This is a genomic window from Arthrobacter sp. 2MCAF14 (genome assembly GCF_052115645.1).
Lineage (GTDB): Bacteria > Actinomycetota > Actinomycetes > Actinomycetales > Micrococcaceae > Arthrobacter.
Genome location: NZ_JBFRHB010000025.1, coordinates 43439 through 59168 on the forward strand (window position 1 = coordinate 43439; position 15730 = coordinate 59168).

General features: G+C 62.9%; 15 protein-coding genes and 1 pseudogene. 6 read left to right on the forward strand and 10 right to left on the reverse strand.

What is annotated here, in order from left to right; all coding sequences use genetic code 11:
* The first annotated feature begins 85 nt into the window (after positions 1 to 85).
* Entirely contained in the window at positions 86 to 1144 is a 1059-nt protein-coding gene (gene trpD / locus AB4074_RS16515) for an anthranilate phosphoribosyltransferase (RefSeq protein WP_441414354.1), read from the forward strand.
* Positions 1145 to 1165: 21 nt separating this feature from the next.
* On the opposite strand, the gene AB4074_RS16520 is transcribed toward trpD, so the two are convergent.
* Positions 1166 to 1447, reverse strand: a complete 282-nt coding sequence (locus AB4074_RS16520; RefSeq protein ID WP_078108932.1) for an Lrp/AsnC family transcriptional regulator — start codon at positions 1445 to 1447, stop codon at positions 1166 to 1168.
* 61 nt (positions 1448 to 1508) lie between these two features.
* Positions 1509 to 1907: a DUF3054 domain-containing protein gene (locus AB4074_RS16525; protein ID WP_441414355.1), complete on the reverse strand. Its 399-nt coding sequence runs from the start codon at positions 1905 to 1907 to the stop codon at positions 1509 to 1511.
* 154 nt (positions 1908 to 2061) lie between these two features.
* Between AB4074_RS16525 and AB4074_RS16530 the strand changes: the two genes are divergently transcribed.
* A complete protein-coding gene (locus AB4074_RS16530; protein ID WP_441414356.1) occupies positions 2062 to 2436 on the forward strand; it encodes a VOC family protein in 375 nt (124 codons plus the stop codon).
* A 133-nt stretch (positions 2437 to 2569) separates the two neighbouring features.
* Positions 2570 to 2989, forward strand: coding sequence for a VOC family protein (locus tag AB4074_RS16535; RefSeq protein WP_441414357.1), 420 nt, complete (start codon positions 2570 to 2572; stop codon positions 2987 to 2989).
* Between the two features lie 63 nt (positions 2990 to 3052).
* Here the strand turns inward: AB4074_RS16535 and AB4074_RS16540 are convergent, their stop codons facing one another.
* Positions 3053 to 4579: an LCP family protein gene (locus tag AB4074_RS16540; protein WP_441414358.1), complete on the reverse strand. Its 1527-nt coding sequence runs from the start codon at positions 4577 to 4579 to the stop codon at positions 3053 to 3055.
* Positions 4580 to 4698: 119 nt separating this feature from the next.
* On the opposite strand from AB4074_RS16540, the gene AB4074_RS16545 reads away from it, so the two are divergent.
* From AB4074_RS16545 to AB4074_RS16555, 3 genes are all read left to right on the forward strand, one after another.
* Complete coding sequence (locus tag AB4074_RS16545; protein ID WP_441414359.1) at positions 4699 to 5331, forward strand: LysE family translocator; 633 nt, start codon at positions 4699 to 4701, stop codon at positions 5329 to 5331.
* 80 nt (positions 5332 to 5411) lie between these two features.
* Positions 5412 to 7487, forward strand: a complete 2076-nt coding sequence (locus AB4074_RS16550) for an Ig-like domain-containing protein (RefSeq protein WP_441414360.1) — start codon at positions 5412 to 5414, stop codon at positions 7485 to 7487.
* Between the two features lie 28 nt (positions 7488 to 7515).
* Positions 7516 to 10320: a LuxR C-terminal-related transcriptional regulator gene (locus tag AB4074_RS16555; RefSeq protein ID WP_441414361.1), complete on the forward strand. Its 2805-nt coding sequence runs from the start codon at positions 7516 to 7518 to the stop codon at positions 10318 to 10320.
* Here the strand turns inward: AB4074_RS16555 and AB4074_RS16560 are convergent.
* The 7 genes and pseudogenes from AB4074_RS16560 to AB4074_RS16590 all read right to left on the reverse strand — a co-directional run bounded on the left by AB4074_RS16560 (position 10308) and on the right by AB4074_RS16590 (position 15707).
* Positions 10308 to 10562: a hypothetical protein gene (locus tag AB4074_RS16560; RefSeq protein ID WP_441414362.1), complete on the reverse strand. Its 255-nt coding sequence runs from the start codon at positions 10560 to 10562 to the stop codon at positions 10308 to 10310. The genes AB4074_RS16555 and AB4074_RS16560 overlap by 13 nt on opposite strands.
* Before the next feature lie 102 nt (positions 10563 to 10664).
* Positions 10665 to 11693, reverse strand: coding sequence for a hypothetical protein (locus AB4074_RS16565; protein WP_441414363.1), 1029 nt, complete (start codon positions 11691 to 11693; stop codon positions 10665 to 10667).
* On the reverse strand, positions 11690 to 12106 hold the full coding sequence (locus tag AB4074_RS16570) for a hypothetical protein (RefSeq protein WP_441414364.1): 417 nt from the start codon (positions 12104 to 12106) through the stop codon (positions 11690 to 11692). Before AB4074_RS16570 ends, AB4074_RS16565 begins: the two co-directional genes overlap by 4 nt.
* Positions 12103 to 13089 (reverse strand): annotated as a pseudogene (locus tag AB4074_RS16575) (ABC transporter ATP-binding protein). Before AB4074_RS16575 ends, AB4074_RS16570 begins: the two are co-directional and overlap by 4 nt.
* Positions 13090 to 13213: 124 nt before the next feature.
* Positions 13214 to 14689: an MFS transporter gene (locus AB4074_RS16580; protein ID WP_441414365.1), complete on the reverse strand. Its 1476-nt coding sequence runs from the start codon at positions 14687 to 14689 to the stop codon at positions 13214 to 13216.
* Complete coding sequence (locus tag AB4074_RS16585; RefSeq protein WP_441414366.1) at positions 14686 to 15252, reverse strand: cysteine hydrolase family protein; 567 nt, start codon at positions 15250 to 15252, stop codon at positions 14686 to 14688. Before AB4074_RS16585 ends, AB4074_RS16580 begins: the two co-directional genes overlap by 4 nt.
* Positions 15253 to 15257: 5 nt before the next feature.
* Positions 15258 to 15707: a MarR family winged helix-turn-helix transcriptional regulator gene (locus tag AB4074_RS16590; RefSeq protein WP_441414367.1), complete on the reverse strand. Its 450-nt coding sequence runs from the start codon at positions 15705 to 15707 to the stop codon at positions 15258 to 15260.
* Positions 15708 to 15730: the final 23 nt, after the last annotated feature.

Consider the following 15730-nt stretch of genomic DNA (forward strand, 5'->3'; position numbering starts at 1 on the left):
TCTACAAACACGCGAATTCGCGCGGAAAAGTTCCCGGCGTCCTTAGCATTGGTCACGGAGCAGGGTGGATCGCTAGCATCAAGTGGTGACTTCACAGGCATCTGCAGAGCAGGCAAGCAACTCGTGGCCCGGACTCATCTCCGCATTGATCAACGGGCATGACCTCTCGGTCGGGAACACGGCATGGGCCATGAACACGATCATGTCCGGAGAAGCCGCCCCTTCCCAGATTGCCGGTTTCCTCGTTGCCCTGCGCGCCAAAGGGGAGACGGTGGAGGAAGTCACCGGATTGGTCGAGGCAATGCTGTCCAACGCCAAACCCGTGAGCATTCCTGGCGAAAAGCTTGACATCGTAGGCACCGGCGGCGATCGACTGAACACTGTCAACATCTCGACGATGGCTGCCCTCGTGGCGGCCGGCGCGGGAGCACGCGTCGTAAAGCACGGGAACCGGGCGGCATCGTCGTCGTCGGGCTCCGCCGATGTCCTGGAAGCGTTGGGCGTGAGGCTCGACTTGCCGATCGAACGCGTAGCCCGCAACGCCGAAGAGGCGGGAATCACCTTCTGTTTCGCCCAGGTATTCCACCCGTCGTTCCGGCATACCGGTGTTGTGCGGGCGGAACTTGGTATTCCCACGGCCTTCAACTTCCTGGGACCAATGACCAACCCTGCCCACGTCCAGGCTTCAGCCGTGGGTGTTGCCAACGCCACCATGGCTCCCTTGATCGCCGGCGTCCTGGCGCGCCGGGGAAGCCGCGGATTGGTGTTCCGCGGGGAAGACGGACTCGATGAACTCACCACCACCGGATCATCCACGGTGTGGGAAATCAGAAGCGGGCAAGTAACCGAGCAGCGGTTCTCGCCAGCGGATCTTGGTATAGCTGCGGCGACCGTCGCCGATCTTCGAGGCGGCGACGCCAAGGCGAATGCCGCCGTCGTGCGCGAAGTACTTGAGGGGAAGCCGGGCCCGGTCCGCGATGCCGTAGTGCTCAACGCCGCCGCAGGCCTGGTGGCCTTCGATACTTCTGCCGACGGAACGTTCCTGGAACGAATGAAGTCGGCCTGGCTGCGGGCTGCGGAATCCATTGATTCCGGAGCGGCTTCCAGGGTCCTCGACACGTGGGTCGGACTTAGCCGAAGCTAGGCCTGGCCAGGATTCCGGCTGTTACTGCTCGAAGCCCAGCGAAAACGCTGCGTCCAGATCATGCTGTGAGTATGCGCGGAAGGCGATGTGCGTGGTGGTGTGAACCACTGCGGGAACCTTGGAGAGTTTGTCGGCGATGACGTCCGCCAACTCCTCGTGCTTCGCTACACGCGCCACAGCAATAAGATCCCATTCCCCTGTGACGGAGTAGACCTCGCTGATCCCTTGGATGGCGGAGATCTCCTCGGCCGTCTCCGGGATGCGTGAAGCGTCGGTCTTGATCAGGACAAAAGCGGTGATCACTGGGGGCGGCCTTTCCGAAGTGCAGCAGTGGACGTAGCAAGCCTAGTCCATCGCCGGATGCTTATGACTGGCGGCTCTGTCGGCGGACCCGCACCACAAGGGCGATCACGGCGCGGTAGCCAAGCAGCAGGATCGCCAAGCTGACCAAGGCGACAATGATGAACGCGAGCACCACGGTCTGTCCGGTGGCCGCACGCAAAAGCATGCCCCCGGCCACGGTTCCGATCCATATGCCGACGCCGGCCGGCCAGGTCTTGAAGGGTGCCCTCCAGGCCCGCACAACGAGCCAGCCGATCATGGCACCGGCAAGAAACGGCCAAGCCGTGGCAAAGACCCCGGTCAGCACGTCAGCGCGCTGGTGGGCGTCGCGGCCGATGGCGGCGAAAACAAGAATGAGGATGGCGTCGGCCAGTCCGGCGAAGAGGGCAGTGCGGACCAGGGCGGATTTTGCAGCAGGCATGGAATCGACACTATCCCGCACTGATGCCGAACTCGAACCGGACGGCCTGCGTGTGCCACCGGGCTCTTGAACCAGCACCTCTTGAACCAGCACTGAGTACCGCGGAAGATGTGGCTACGACCCTTGAAGCGACGCCGATCCCCGGAGGTACAACATGAGGTTGATCCAGGTTGCCCAGCGGACGGTGGACCTCGACCGGGCATCCGCGTTTTACTCCCGGCTGCTGGGCAGTGAGCCGACTGGAAGATTCGATCCGCCCGGCCTGCTCTTCTTCGATCTCGACGGCGTCCGGCTTCTCCTGGATCGCGGCGCTCCGTCGTCGCTGATCTACCTTGAAGTAGCCGATCTCCGGCTCTCTCTTGGAGAACTCCGCGCCTCCGGGGCAAAGATCGTCCAGGAACCACAATTGGTCTACAGCCACGTCGACGGGAGCCTTGGGCCGGCCGGGACCGATGAGTGGATGGCCTTCATCAAGGACAGCGAGGGCAACACAGTGGGCCTCGTCGGCCGCGAGCCAAGTGGCAGTTAGGAAGCGGGCCCCAGGAAGCGGACAACCGCCGTCGGGCAAGAAAAAATTCGGCTGTAGATGGTCCCGGCCCGCGCTGTTAGCATGACGAAAAGGTAGCTGATCGTGCTGCCCCCAAACACTGAGGAGCCATGTAATGACCACGAACCTCAACCCCTACATCAGTTTTCGGGACAACGCCAAGGAGGCGATGGCCTTCTACCAGTCGGTCTTCGGAGGCGAGCTGACCCAAAGCACGTTCGCGGAGTTCCACGCGAGCGAAGACCCCGCCGAAAGCGACAAGATCATGCACTCGGCACTCAAGACAGACAACGGATTGCTGCTCATGGCCGCGGACACCCCCAACAGCATGGATTACAGCCCGGGAAACAACATCTCGGTGTCGCTTAGCGGCGACGACGAAGCGGAACTTCGCGGCTATTGGGACGGACTTGTCGACGGCGGAACGGTCACCGTGCCGATGGAGAAGGCACCGTGGGGGGACATCTTCGGGATGCTCACTGATAAGTTCGGCATCGCTTGGCTGGTCAACGTTTCGGGAGATCAGCCTCAATAACGCGAAAACAGAAAGCGCCCTCCGCCCCGCAATGCGGGACGGAGGGCGCTCTGTCTTCCGGGGCTATCCGACCGGGTTGGTCGTCTGGCAGGTCTGGTCCTGGGCGGTCTGGGCAACCACATCGTTGGGCTTAGGGGCCGGAAGTGTGGGCTTGTCCCCGGAAGCGAAGTCTTGCCCGGCGTAGAGCTGGACTCCCTGGACGCTGGCGACCTGCTGCACGCTCGTCGCCGGCAACCCGAACATTGCGGCGACGTCCGCAGCAACGTCGGCGAATCCGGCACCGTAGTAGACCATGGTCTGTGGCCTGGCATCGGCTTGGATCTTGGCCAGCTTCGTGAATCCACCGGCCGAAAGCAGCGATCCGATCTCCTGGCTTCTGCCGGTCACGCCCGTTCCATTGGCGACGGTGACCGGTTGAAGCGCCTTGTTGTATCCGGCCTTCGGAGCTTCGGTCGATGGAGCAGGGGACGCCGCGGCGCTTGGTGCGGGCTGGCTGAGGTCGGGGCTCTTCGTCAAGGCAGCAAAGAAGTTGCTCGCCGCCGGTTGGTCGAGGTCGAGCCGGTTGGGGTCGGACGCCGCCGGGACGTTGGGCACGGTGATGAAGTTGACCTTCGCCGGGTCAATGTTCTTGAGCCTGCCCGCGATGGTCAACAGGGCCGGAACCGAGGCGAGACCATTGTCGACGGTGAGGTTCTTGGTGACGGTATCGGCGATGCCGAGCATCTTCTGGGGGTTTCCGAGTGTTCCGTCAGCTTTGAGCTTCCGCACGAGGGAACCAAGGAACGATTGCTGCGCCTTGATCCGTCCGAGGTCTCCGCCATCGGAAAATGCATGGCGGGTGCGCAGGAAGGCCAGGGCCTGGTCGCCTTCCACCTGTGAGGTGCCCTTGGGCAAATGCAATCCGGAATCGGGGTCGTTGACGGCAGTGCTCACGCAGACGTCGACGCCGCCGACGGCCTTCGATAGTTCGGTCACTGCGTTGAAGTCGGCCATCATGAAGTGGTCAACCTCCAAACCCGTGAGCTTGTTGACGGTGTCAACAGCGCAGCCGATGCCAGCCTCGGCCATGGCGCTGTTGATCATCGCATTTTGCCGTTCGGGGTATTGCTTGCCGGTTTTGTTGTCAGTGCAGGCCGGAACATCGACCAGCAAGTCCCGAGGGAAACTGATGACGTTGACATGGTTGTTGTCCGCGGAAATATCCAGCAACATCATGACGTCCGATTGCCCGTAGCCGGAGGATTGGTCGGTGGTGCCGAACTGCCCGTTCTTCCCGCTCCTGGTATCAGTGCCCAAGACGAGGATTTGAAGCCGGTCCTTGCTGTCGTCCACCGGTCCTTCCGTCCTGACGCCGCCGGCGCCGAGTGCGGATGATGAGATGTTGGACTGAAGGCGCCATACCCAATACCCTCCGAACGCGATGACTGCGATCAGCAAGACAGCCACTGCGGCGCTGGTGATTTTGAACCAGCGGGGCGAGCGGCGAAAGCTGAACCTCCGGCTGCGGGCAGCCAGCTTTCCCTGGCCCGGGTAGGCAACAGGGGGTGACTGACCCGACTCCGGGCTGGGTGCATCGTGGCGAGTGACCAAAAGGGGAACTACCTCTCCAGGGGAAATACGGACGGCCCTATTGTAGCCGGGGGGTCTGGGAAGCTTCCGTGAGGCCCGCGGTACCCAGTGCAGATACCGCGCAATGATTCAATGGAAACATGACTCTGAGTTCACTTGCGGCGTTCGTCGGATTGTGCTTGATTTTGGCGCTCACGCCGGGCCCGGACTCGTTCCTCGTCCTGAGGTACAGCCTGTCAAACGTCAAGGCCGGCCTCTCGGCCGGCCTCGGTTCTTCGCTTGGCAGCATCTTTTGGGCAGGGCTTGTAGGCATTGGATTGGCAGCCCTTCTGGAGCAGTCGGCCGAGGCCTACAGGGTAGTGAAAATCATTGGTGGCCTGTATCTGATTTACCTCGGGATCAGCGCCTTTATCCACAGCCGGCGCGGACAGCCTACCCGCCACGAACAGGATGCCCCGGAGAACGGCCCCAAACTGCGCTCGAGTTTCTTCGCAGGACTTGTTTCGTGCATGCTCAACCCCAAAGTCGGCCTGTTCTTCCTCGCTGTGGTGCCCCAGTTTCTTCCTCCCGGGGAAGCATCCTTTGGGCAGACGATGATTCTCGGAGTCATCGACTTCGCAATTTCGATGCTCTACCTCGGAGTCCTGTCTTTGGTGGCAACCAAAGCCGTTCTCTGGCTGAAGAAGCCATCTGTGACGAAAGCACTCGAACGGACCTCTGCCGCGATCCTTACGGCGCTTGGCCTGGGGACCGCGGTTTCAGCAAACAGCTGAGCTGGGGTGACCTATTCGTTGTGAATAGTATTTGATCCCGCGGACGGGACTTCCAGCTTCCCGTACCTAGTGTTCCCGGCATGAGGCCTCTTTCAGTACGCAAGCCATTGGCTGTGCAAATGTCCATGTTCCTGCTCGCGGGTGCCGTTGGAGCTCTCGGGCTCAGCGCTCCTCCTGCAAATGCTGCGTCACCAGCTGTGTCCGTCGCTCCGGATCCAACTCCCACCAAACGAGACTTCGCCAACGTCAATGGAGACACGTGGATCGTACCGGCCGGTGTCCGCTCCATCGATGTCCGGGCCTGGGGCTCCGCCGGCGGCGGTGGCGGACCAATCAATATTCCTGGCACCGCCTTTGTTGTGAGCAAGGATGGTCCTGGCGGAGCAGGGGCCGACATTCGTGCCACGCTGCAAGTGACCCCCGGCGAGACACTCAAGATTTACGCTTCAACACCTGGCGGGGGGACAGGGTCGCGGCATATCCCAGGCGGCGGCGGATCGGGATTCATTCGCGGAGGTTCAGGGGGCACCGGTTCCCTCGCTGGATCTGCCGGTGGCGGGGGCGGCGGCGCGAGTGCCGTAGTCAACGGGCAAGGGACTCCGCTCGTTGTCGCCGCGGGTGGCGGCGGGGGCGCAGGCCACGGAGCTGCTTTCGTCAATTGCAATGGCGGTGCTGGCGGCGCCGCCAACCAAAATGGCCAGTCAGCTGACGGGTGGTGTGCGGGCGGGGCACCTGGGGCCCACTCTGGCGCTATCGGGCCTGTCGGCGCGGCGGGAACCGGCGGCGGCGGAGCCGGAAATTCGTCCAGCGGCGGCGGAGGAGGCGGTGGCGGCGGCGGTTGGCTGAGTGGTTCAGGCGCTTCTGGCAGCCGCGTAGGTGGCGCCGGAGGCGGTGGCGGCGGTGGCGGCAGCAGCTACGTTGACCCCGCTGCAAGCAACGTGGCCAGGGGATACAACGCGGGTAGCGGCTGGGTCAGCGTCTGGTACACCCCCGACTACGCAACGAGGACCAGCGTCGTCGCGACGACGAATCCTTCCATCTTCGGCACTCCCGGCGGCTACGTCGCAACAGTCGTCAACTCCGATCTTGGCGGGGTGGTTCCAAGCGGCGAGGTTGCAGTTACCGACAAAGGCGGCACCGAGCTTGCAATAGCTACTGTCGACGCCGCTGGAACTGCCAACATCAGAGCAATCGACCTACCCGCGGGTTCCCACGATCTCACTTTCACATACCGGCCACGCAACACCGATTCCTACAAATTCCAGTCCTCCGGGGCATCCTTGACCCAACTCGTACAGCCTCTCGCAACGCGGATCGTCAATGCGACGGTTTCCGCCGGCCTCCTGAGCAAGCCTGCTACGATAACGGGCACGGTTTCGGCTGACATGGCCGCGGCGGTCGCGAAGGTCGGGACTGCTTTGAGAGCTCTTTCTCCTGGTGTGCCCGCGGGGCAAGTGACATTAAGTTCGAACGGCGATGTTCTTGGAACGGCCCCGTTGGATTCGCGAGGTGACTTCACCACCGCGATCCCCTGGGCTGAGGGTAATCGCACAGTTCAACTCAGCTACGACGGTGACACCAACTTCAGGCCCGCTGAACCGGTAACGATTCAAGTGAACGCCGCGCGGGCCCAAGCGACGGTCCTTCTTGTTCCATCGTCGACTTCCGTCTCGGAAGGCCGGACCGTGGACCTACGGGTAAATGTCACGGCGAGCAGCGCGCTTCCGGTGCAGCCTGGCGGAACCGTCATTCTGACAGTTGACAACCAGGTCCGCCTGACCGCGGTGACCTTGGTCTCCGGCTCGGCCGCTGTCACCCTTCCGGCATTGTCCACGGGGAACCACGAAATAACGGTGGAGTACTCAGGGGACGCCTATTTCCTGCCCGCCTCGGGAACGCCGGCTTCGGTCACAGTGACGGCTCCGGTCGTGCCAACGGTCCCGGCATCACCCGGAGCGCCGGGCATGGCGTCGTCCACCGTGGTCCTGCCCACGGCATCGACAGCGTCGTATGGCAACCTGGCGTACACCGGGTCCAACGGTCCGGTCTTCACAGGATTGGGTCTCGGGGCCGTTGCCGCGCTCGTTCTGGGTCTGTTCCTCCGACTCTGGAGCCGACCTCGACACATTGGCAGAACCCGCGGCCCACAGGGATGAAAGGCTGATCTGCAAATAATATGGCGGCATGACGTCACGTACGGTCGTACATCCCGCTCTATCAAGCGATGACACTCCCGCCGCTGTACTGAAACGCACACGCCAGTACCGTGGCGGGATTGTCGTGCTCACTGGGATTCAGGGGATAGGAAAAACGACGTGGTGCTTGCAGTTCATGGATGCCCTAAGGCGGGCAAACGTGGTGGCGTGCAGTGCGGACGCTTTTGAAAGTAGCCTTCCACTCTCCTTTGTTGACAAGCTTCTTGTGGCCTTGGGCCATCGCGAGGCCGAACCCCTCTCGGATCCAGTCATTGCTGCCCGCCAACTACTGTCTGCGCTAGCTTCCCGGCCGAAGAACATTAGTTGCATTGTCGTAGACAATGCCCAATGGATAGATGAACGCTCCGCCAAGGCCCTGCGGTTCGTGCTGCAGAGACTCGCCGACGACAGGATCACAGTTGTCTTGGCAGGTGTTTCAGGGCCCGGTACCGCAGCCATCGATCGGATGGTGGCTGATGACCTGTCCTGGGGCTTTATCAAACGGGTCACCATGGAACCGCTGAGTCCGGAACAGGTCCAGGATTACGTGGCGCGGGTCTGGGATCGAACGATGTCGGCGCGTACGGCTGAACGGCTTCGATGGAGCGCCGGAGGTACTCCCTTGTTGATCAACGCCGCAATGGAGCACGCCGCCGGGCCCGAATATTCCGCCCAGAACCCCTGGCCCGATGCCCTGCCGTACATCGCCCCTGGAAACAATCCCTTTGCCGCCATGCTCGACGCATTGCAGCTTGGACCTGCCCGATCCGTCGTCGAGTTCGTGTGTGTCAGTCGAGACCCAATTGAACAAGAGCGCTTGCAGCGGATTGGCTTCGCTTTGAATGAACCAACGGATGTCGCGGCAGCATTGGCGAGCGGGCTCGTCCGGGGCACACGGGTCGGGCAGACCGTGCAATTGCGCCCGTTTCATGATCTGCTCGCTGTCGGGGTGCGGGACAACCTCAAGAGCCACCGCTTGTCTTCCATCCACCGCGCGATTGCAGGCGAACTCGATGATCCGAGACTTGCTCTGCAACATCGATTGCTGGTGCAGGAACCCGGGACGGTCGCACTCTATACGGATGTGACCTCCGGCGTCGATCACGCTTTGGCCGATGGCCAGCCGGAACTCGCGTTGCAATACCTACGCTCGGCGATGGACAGGTTCCACGGAAGCCGCCGGGACGACTGCATCATCGAAGCCTGCGTCGTTGCGTCCGTCCACCATTGCATTGCCGAAGTGATGGACCTTCTGCCTCAGGTGCAATCCATGCGTCCCGGCGTAGTGCGGGACTTCGCGCTGTTGCAGTTGCTTCAGATGAGGCCGGATCTGGACCGTGTCGGCCAATTTGCCGAAGAGCTGATCGCGAAAGAACTGAACCACCCTGACGAGGCCCTGCTGCGGGCCCACATTTCGTTGGCGATAGTCGTCTCACGCATGGTCTCCGACGATAAGTCCTCCACCGCCGTCGCTGTCGCCCAAGCGCACCGGTACCTGGAGCAGCTGAGCCAGTCCAAGGGGGCGGTCCACGACCCTAGGCTTCGGCACCTGCCCTCAGGAACGGACCTGGGCCTGCAATTCGATGGATTCAACCTCATCGGTGCAAGCGGCACCCAGGATCCAAACCGGATCTCGAAGGCTTTCGCGTCGCTCAGTGCACGGATCGCTGGTGCGAACGACAGTCCTGCCTTGGCCGACGCATTGACCTGCAGAGCCGGCTTCCTCAGCGTGACTGGCGGCATCGAACAGGCCACGGTCGATCTGGAGAGGGCCATGGAAGTCTCGGCTTCGACCGGGGCGGGCCTGGCAATCGGGCACACCAGGGTTGTGCTCGCATACTGCTATTTCCTGCTGGGAAGGGTGCAGGAAATGCTGACGGTGGTCCGCACGGCGCAATTGCATTCTCTGGATGTCAGCGATGTTTCCTCCCGCCCCCTCGTTTTCTCGATGTCCGCGGTCCTCGAGGCAGTACAGGGCCGTTCGGAATCATACGAAGCTGCGTTGCGCCGCGCGGAAGAAGTCCGAATCAGCGAATATGACACTTTCGGAGTCGAACTCAGCGGCCTTGCAAAGCTCGAACGAGCCCGTTCCTTGGCCGAATGGCAACAACAGCTGGACGCATCAGAGGCGATCACATTAGCCACGCCATCGACACACAGTTACAGGATTGACGCCTTGGCTGGACTGGGTCGTGCGGAGGAAGCGGACAGGTTGTTGCAGGCCTGCAAGGATATGAATGGTCGCGGATGGTGGCCGGTGTATGGCTCGCTGGACTGGTTGGAAGGCAGGGTCAGCGAAGCGTATGGACTATCCAGCCGGGCGGCCAAGTTCTACCGGCTCGCGGCGAAGGAATCGCGCTTCCCTTTGTCGCAGGGCATTGCCCACCTCGACCTTGGCCGGCTGCTCATCTCGATGGGAAACACGAAAGCCGGTGCGACCGCCCTGAGGGGTGCCGTAAGGATCTTCCTTGTACTCGGCGCCGCGCCGTACCTCAGCCGTGCGATGAAGTTGCTCGACGGGCTGAGCGACAGGCCCGCCAATCCGTACCTACAGGCATTCGAGTCCCTTACTGGACGGGAACGGGAAATCGCCTTCTATGCCGAACGAGGCATGACCAACAAGCAAATCGCCGCCCAGCTATTTGTTTCGCCCGCCACGGTGAACTTCCATATCCGGAATGTCCTGGCCAAGCTCGGCCTCCGCTCTCGGCGGGAACTCGGCCAGCTATTCAGTGCCGGCTTTGAAGGCTCCCCTCCGAGCCAAGCCCGCACGCCCTTGCGTCATCCCTTCTGATCATCGCGGCGTTTCTCCCATTCGGTCACGAGTTCGGGGAGCCGGGCATCCAGGAATCTGTAGAAGCTCGCCATTTCCTCCAGCCGGCCGGCGGCCGTGGAGGTGCGCTCACCAATTGCTTTGCTTGCGGCGTCGGCGAGGTCTGCGAGCGCGCGGTAGACCGGACGTTCATGGGCGAAGGCTGCCAACCAGGAATTGGGCGGAACCTCGTAACGGTCCCGGCGACTGCCGGGCTGGGCCACCCTCCTCACGATTGCTATGGATTGCAGATAGCGCACCGCTCCGGAGATTGCTGCCGCGTGCTTTCCTTTCTCGGCGTGCTGGTTCCTCGCCGGTCCTCCGCGCTAAGTCGTGTTCAGTTCCCGCCGCTTCATGCCCGTTGTCGCCCCAATCGCGACCATCACCGCGATGCACAACATCCATAAGCCTCCGCTCCAGTCCGTAGAGGTGCCGATCGGCACGGGGGAGTGGGTGAACGGTGAAATGTCGCGAATCCATTCAGGCATGCCCACGAGCCCGCCGAACAGCCCAAATACAGTGCCGAGGCCCAACCAGGTCCACCCCAGGCCAACCGTCCACCCCAGGCCAACCGTCCACCCCAGGCCAACCGTCCACCCCAGGCCAACCGTCCACCCGGGCAGCGCGACGAAGACGAGCCCCAGCACACTGAGGTACAGCAATGCTGCCGGCAGCTGGGCGGCTGCCGCGGCGAAGGAGTCGCCGACGCGCGCTGAGTCATCGCCCACTGCCACGGCGCTGAGCCCGGACGCCGCAGCGCCGCTGAGAAGCACCAGCACGATTGAAGCGGTGCCCACAGTAAGGTAGCCAATCAGCCACCGGGCTCGTGATACCCGCGTGGCGAGCACTTCCTCGGCTGTTCCGGCGACCTCTTCCTGACGCATCCTGATGATGACCTGTGTTGCGCAGGCGGCGGCAAGCACGCCGACCATGACGAAGATCGCCGAGATAAAGAGCTGGACGAGCGAACCTTTGCCTCCGGGAATGAGGCCTTCCATGATCTTCTGCACATTTGGGTCGGCTGTTGCCGCGCCGGCGACCGCGTGGGCAAGGCTCCCCGTAAGCAGGCCTCCGAATGCGCTGCCAACGCACCAGCCCACCACTGTGGGCCGCTGCAGTCGCCAAGCGAGACCCAGTGACGTGGAGAGGGAGCTAGTGGCGTCAACGCGGCCGAGGCGGCCGGCGAGCAAGCTGGCGCCGCTGTCGCGTTGTGCCTGAAGGAGGAACACGAGCGAGAGAAATGCGACAGTGAGCGCCAGGTTGAGCAGCAGGGGAGTGAGAGTGTTCGCGTCATAGGCAAGGGTTTGCTGGCCCCAGCCGATGGGCGAGGCCCAACTCCACCATGACACCGTCATGTGGAGGTGGTCAGCCGAAGGGGTGCCGAGGGCGTCACCGATCCCACGGATGACGTATGCGGCTGTGACTGCAGCCGCCGCCACGCCGTTCGCGCCGCGGGAGGTGCGGCCCGCGAGTGCCGTACCGACAGGAAGGTGTTCATGAGGCCGGCGAGCACGACGATGAACGTGAAGATTTCGAAGAAGACGAATTGATCAAGTCCGCCTCCTTCGGGTGTTCCCCGAAGCATCAGAATGCTCGGGTTGGCGACGGCGAGCTGCAGGATGTTCTCGCGTCCCGCGGGGTCGCCGTACGTCTTTTCAACCGCGGAGACGGAGAAGAGAGCCAGGAGTGCGATGCCGACAATCCAGATCAGCAGCTGCAGGCGGTCGCGCCGTAGTCGTTGAAGGAGCAAAGTGACCAAAGTTCTCATCGCACGCTCGCCTCCTTGGCGGCTTCCCGACGTCGGGCCTTGCGCGAGCGGCGCACCGCCAGCGACGCTTCAGCCGGATTGAGCTCATCGCCATAGTGCCGCAGGAACAGTTCCTCGAGCGACGGCGGAGCGACCCTCAGGCCTTTGACGTCGAGTTCCGTCAGTACAGGCAGCAAGGACGAAACCTTGTCACTGTCCACGGTGAAGCGGGCACGACCGTTGACAAGGGCTACGTCGTGGACGGATGGGATGCGGGCAATTTCGGCATCCGTCAGCCCATTGCGTGCAAATGACACCTCGGTGCGAGTCAGGTGGCGCAGCTCCGCAAGGGTTCCGGATTCCACCGTCTTGCCGGCGCGGACGATGGTCACCCTATCGCAGAGCTTCTCGACCTCGGACAGGATATGGCTCGAGAGCAGCACAGTGCTGCCAAGCGAAGCCACTCGTCTGATCTCCTGGTTGAAGACGCCTTCCATGAGCGGATCGAGCCCCGCTGGTGGGTTCGTCGAGAATGTACACGTCGGCCGGCGACGCAAACGCGGCTACCAGGGCTACTTTCTGGCGATTGCCTTTCGAATAGGATCGGCCCTTCTTGAACGGGTCCAACTGGAAGACTTCGATGAGCCTGGCCTTGCGCTCAGCGTATGCTGCCTTGTCGTCCGTGCCGCCGCGCAAGCGGCTGAGCAGGTCGATCGCCTCGCCACCGGAGAGGTTGGGCCACAGGCTGACATCGCCGGGGACGTAAGCAATGCGCTTGTGCAGCTCCACCGCGTCCGTCCACGGATCCTGACCGAAGACCGTCGCGCTTCCGCCGCTGGCCCGGGCAAGGCCAAGCAACACCCGGGTGTGGTGGACTTGCCCGCGCCGTTTGGGCCAAGGAATCCATGCACCTCCCCGGCGTCGACAGAGACGTCGAGTCCGTCGAGTGCGCGAACCCGTCCGTAGCGTTTCTCAAGGCCCCGGGCCTCAATCACTGCGTTCATGTTTCGAACGCTACGATCGATTCACAAATTTGTGAATGTTCTTAACGGAACCTTAACGCGGTGGCGGATCGCTTCGGCGGGGTTTGCATCTGACGCGACGCGAGGTTATGGCGTTCGCCGTATGTCAATGCTCGGCGGCGACGGCCGGAACGCTGCGATCAAACGCCGTCAGGAGCACCATCGATGCTCCAATGGCGACCAGAATCCAGGCCAAAGTGTGGAAACCGGCGTCGGTGGCGGACGGCCCGAAGGCGATGCCGATGAGGCTGGAGGAGCCGATCGCGCCCAAGTACATTGACGTCCGCAGCAAGCCCGAGGCCACTGCGATCTCCGCGGCCGTCGTTTGCAGGTACAGCGCCGCCTGATTGGCGAAGCTGCTGAACCCGTTGGTCAGGCCAAGCAGCAAGGTCATGCTTATGAGCAGCGCGACGCCGGAGCCATGGTTCACGAGCAGCATCACCCCCGCGGAGAGCGTCAAAGCGACGCCCGCAAGGATCAACGGCCAGCGGACCCACGCCCGACCGGAGACGACCCGAGCCACGACGATGCTCAGCAGGCTCAGCGGAATCAGAATCAACCCCACCGCCGCAGGGTTCAGCCCCATGCTTTGTTCCATCCACTGGCTGGCCCCGTACATCGATGCGTAAGTTGCCAGTGCGGCCAGGATCGTACGCAGGTAGGTACGCTGCAGCGGTCCATTCCTGCCCAGCATCCGGACGTCGATCAGCGGACTGCGCGCATGCCGTTCCCGCAACAGCAGCACCCCCGCCAGCACCACAGCGAGGACCGCAAGCCACCAGTCCGGCGTCGTGAGCGCCGAAAGGAACACGAGCAGCGAGATGATCGCACCAGCAAAGAGGGCGATCCCCGGCAGGTCCAGCATGGTGAGCAGGCTACCCAGGCCCTGTTTGCGGACCGGCGCGTCTTTCGCCACTCCAAGCAAAGTGAAGGTGAAGGCCAGCAGGGCCAGCGGAATGTTGACTGCGAACAGGGCCCGCCAGCCGAACGCGCCGGCCAGCACTCCACCAAGGGGCAAGCCGACGACGGCGGTCACTTGGGCTGCGATCGAAAAGTTGCCCAGGACTCGGCCCGGGACGCCGATGCCGGACTCATCGGCCCGCCGGCGGACAAGCGCCATCGCCGTCGGGTAGCACGCTGAAGTCCCGACGCCGATGAGTGCCCTCGAAATGAGCAGCACGCCCAGGTTTGGAGCCAGCACGCCTACGACCCCAGCCAGCAGGAGGATGGCCACGCCGGAGAGGAAGACGCGCCTGGGCCCGAAGAGGGCGGCGAGTTTCCCCATGGTCGGCTGGGCCACCGCGCTGCATAGATACAGGACGGATATGAGTCCGGCGGTGGCGCCCGGACTCGAGCGAAAGTCAGCCCCGATCCCCACCAGCGCCGTGGCGATCATCGAACTGTTGATCGGGTTCAGGGCGGAGCCAAGCAGCAGCGGTGCCGTGAATCTCCAACCCAGCGGGTTCGAGGGCCGATCACCCTGGCCTGAAGCCTCGGCCCGAGTCGCGGACCGTGGGGGAGTCAGCCGTCGCTTGCCCGTGTCAGCTGGGCTCGACGCCGGGGCCGCGTCCGGCGCGGTCACGACCGGGTGGTTTCAAGCACGTCCAGGATTTCTTGAGTCGTTCCGGTCTCGCCCAGTCGGGGAAAAATCGTCGTGACGGAGTTTTCGTGGGCGTTCATCGTCAGATCGGTCATCGCGTCGAGGGCGAGAGTGACGTTAAGACCGGCTTCGTTGGCGCTCCGCGCAGTGGATTCCACGCCAATGCTGGTAGCCACACCGGTGAGCACCACCTGGGTCACACCAAGGTCTTCCAGGAGTGCGCCCAGGCCGGTGTTGGTGAACGCGCCCCACGTCTTCTTCGTGACGAGGTGATCGCCTGGTTGCTGGTTGAGTTCGGGCAGGAGTTCGGCGAAGTCGGCGGGGAACTCTCTTCCCGCGGTGCTGCCTTGATCTGTCCGGCCGGGCGCACCGCCGGTGACGTTGACCAGCACCACGGGCAGGCCGTGGCTGCGGAAGGCATCCGCCAGGGCCGCGGAATTCCGCACAACCGGCTCGAGGGGATGCGCTTTCGGGGAGGCAACTATTCCCCGCTGAAGGTCAACAATGATGAGGGCGGTCTGTGGGTCCAACGTGGTGATGGGCATGTTTCTCACGGCTCCAAAAGGCGTTTGAGTAGGTGGATGGCGCCGGGCAACTGTTTCCGCTCGTCCGGCGTGAGTTTGGAATGGATGGTCCGGTACAACCAATCAGCCTTGGCCGCCCGGCTGGCGCTGATGCTCTCCCGGGCTTCGGTTGTGAGTGACAGGATCCTCTGACGCCCATCGGCAGGATCGGGGCCGCTCTCAACAAGTCCTGCGCCGGAAAGGGCGGAAATGATGGCTCCCATGGACTGGGGACGCATGCCCTCGGCGCGGGCCAGCGCTGACAACGTGGCCTGCCCGTCACGGTCCAAGTGGATCAGCACGGCCTTTTGTGCATTCGTCAGGTTGTCTACCTGGGACTGCTCGCGCAGCCGCCGTGTCAACTGGCCAATGAGGACGCGAAGCTCTGCGGCAACTTCGAGCATGCCGGTCGTGTCCGCATCCGGGTGGGGGTTCATAGCAATGACGCTACCAGATAGTA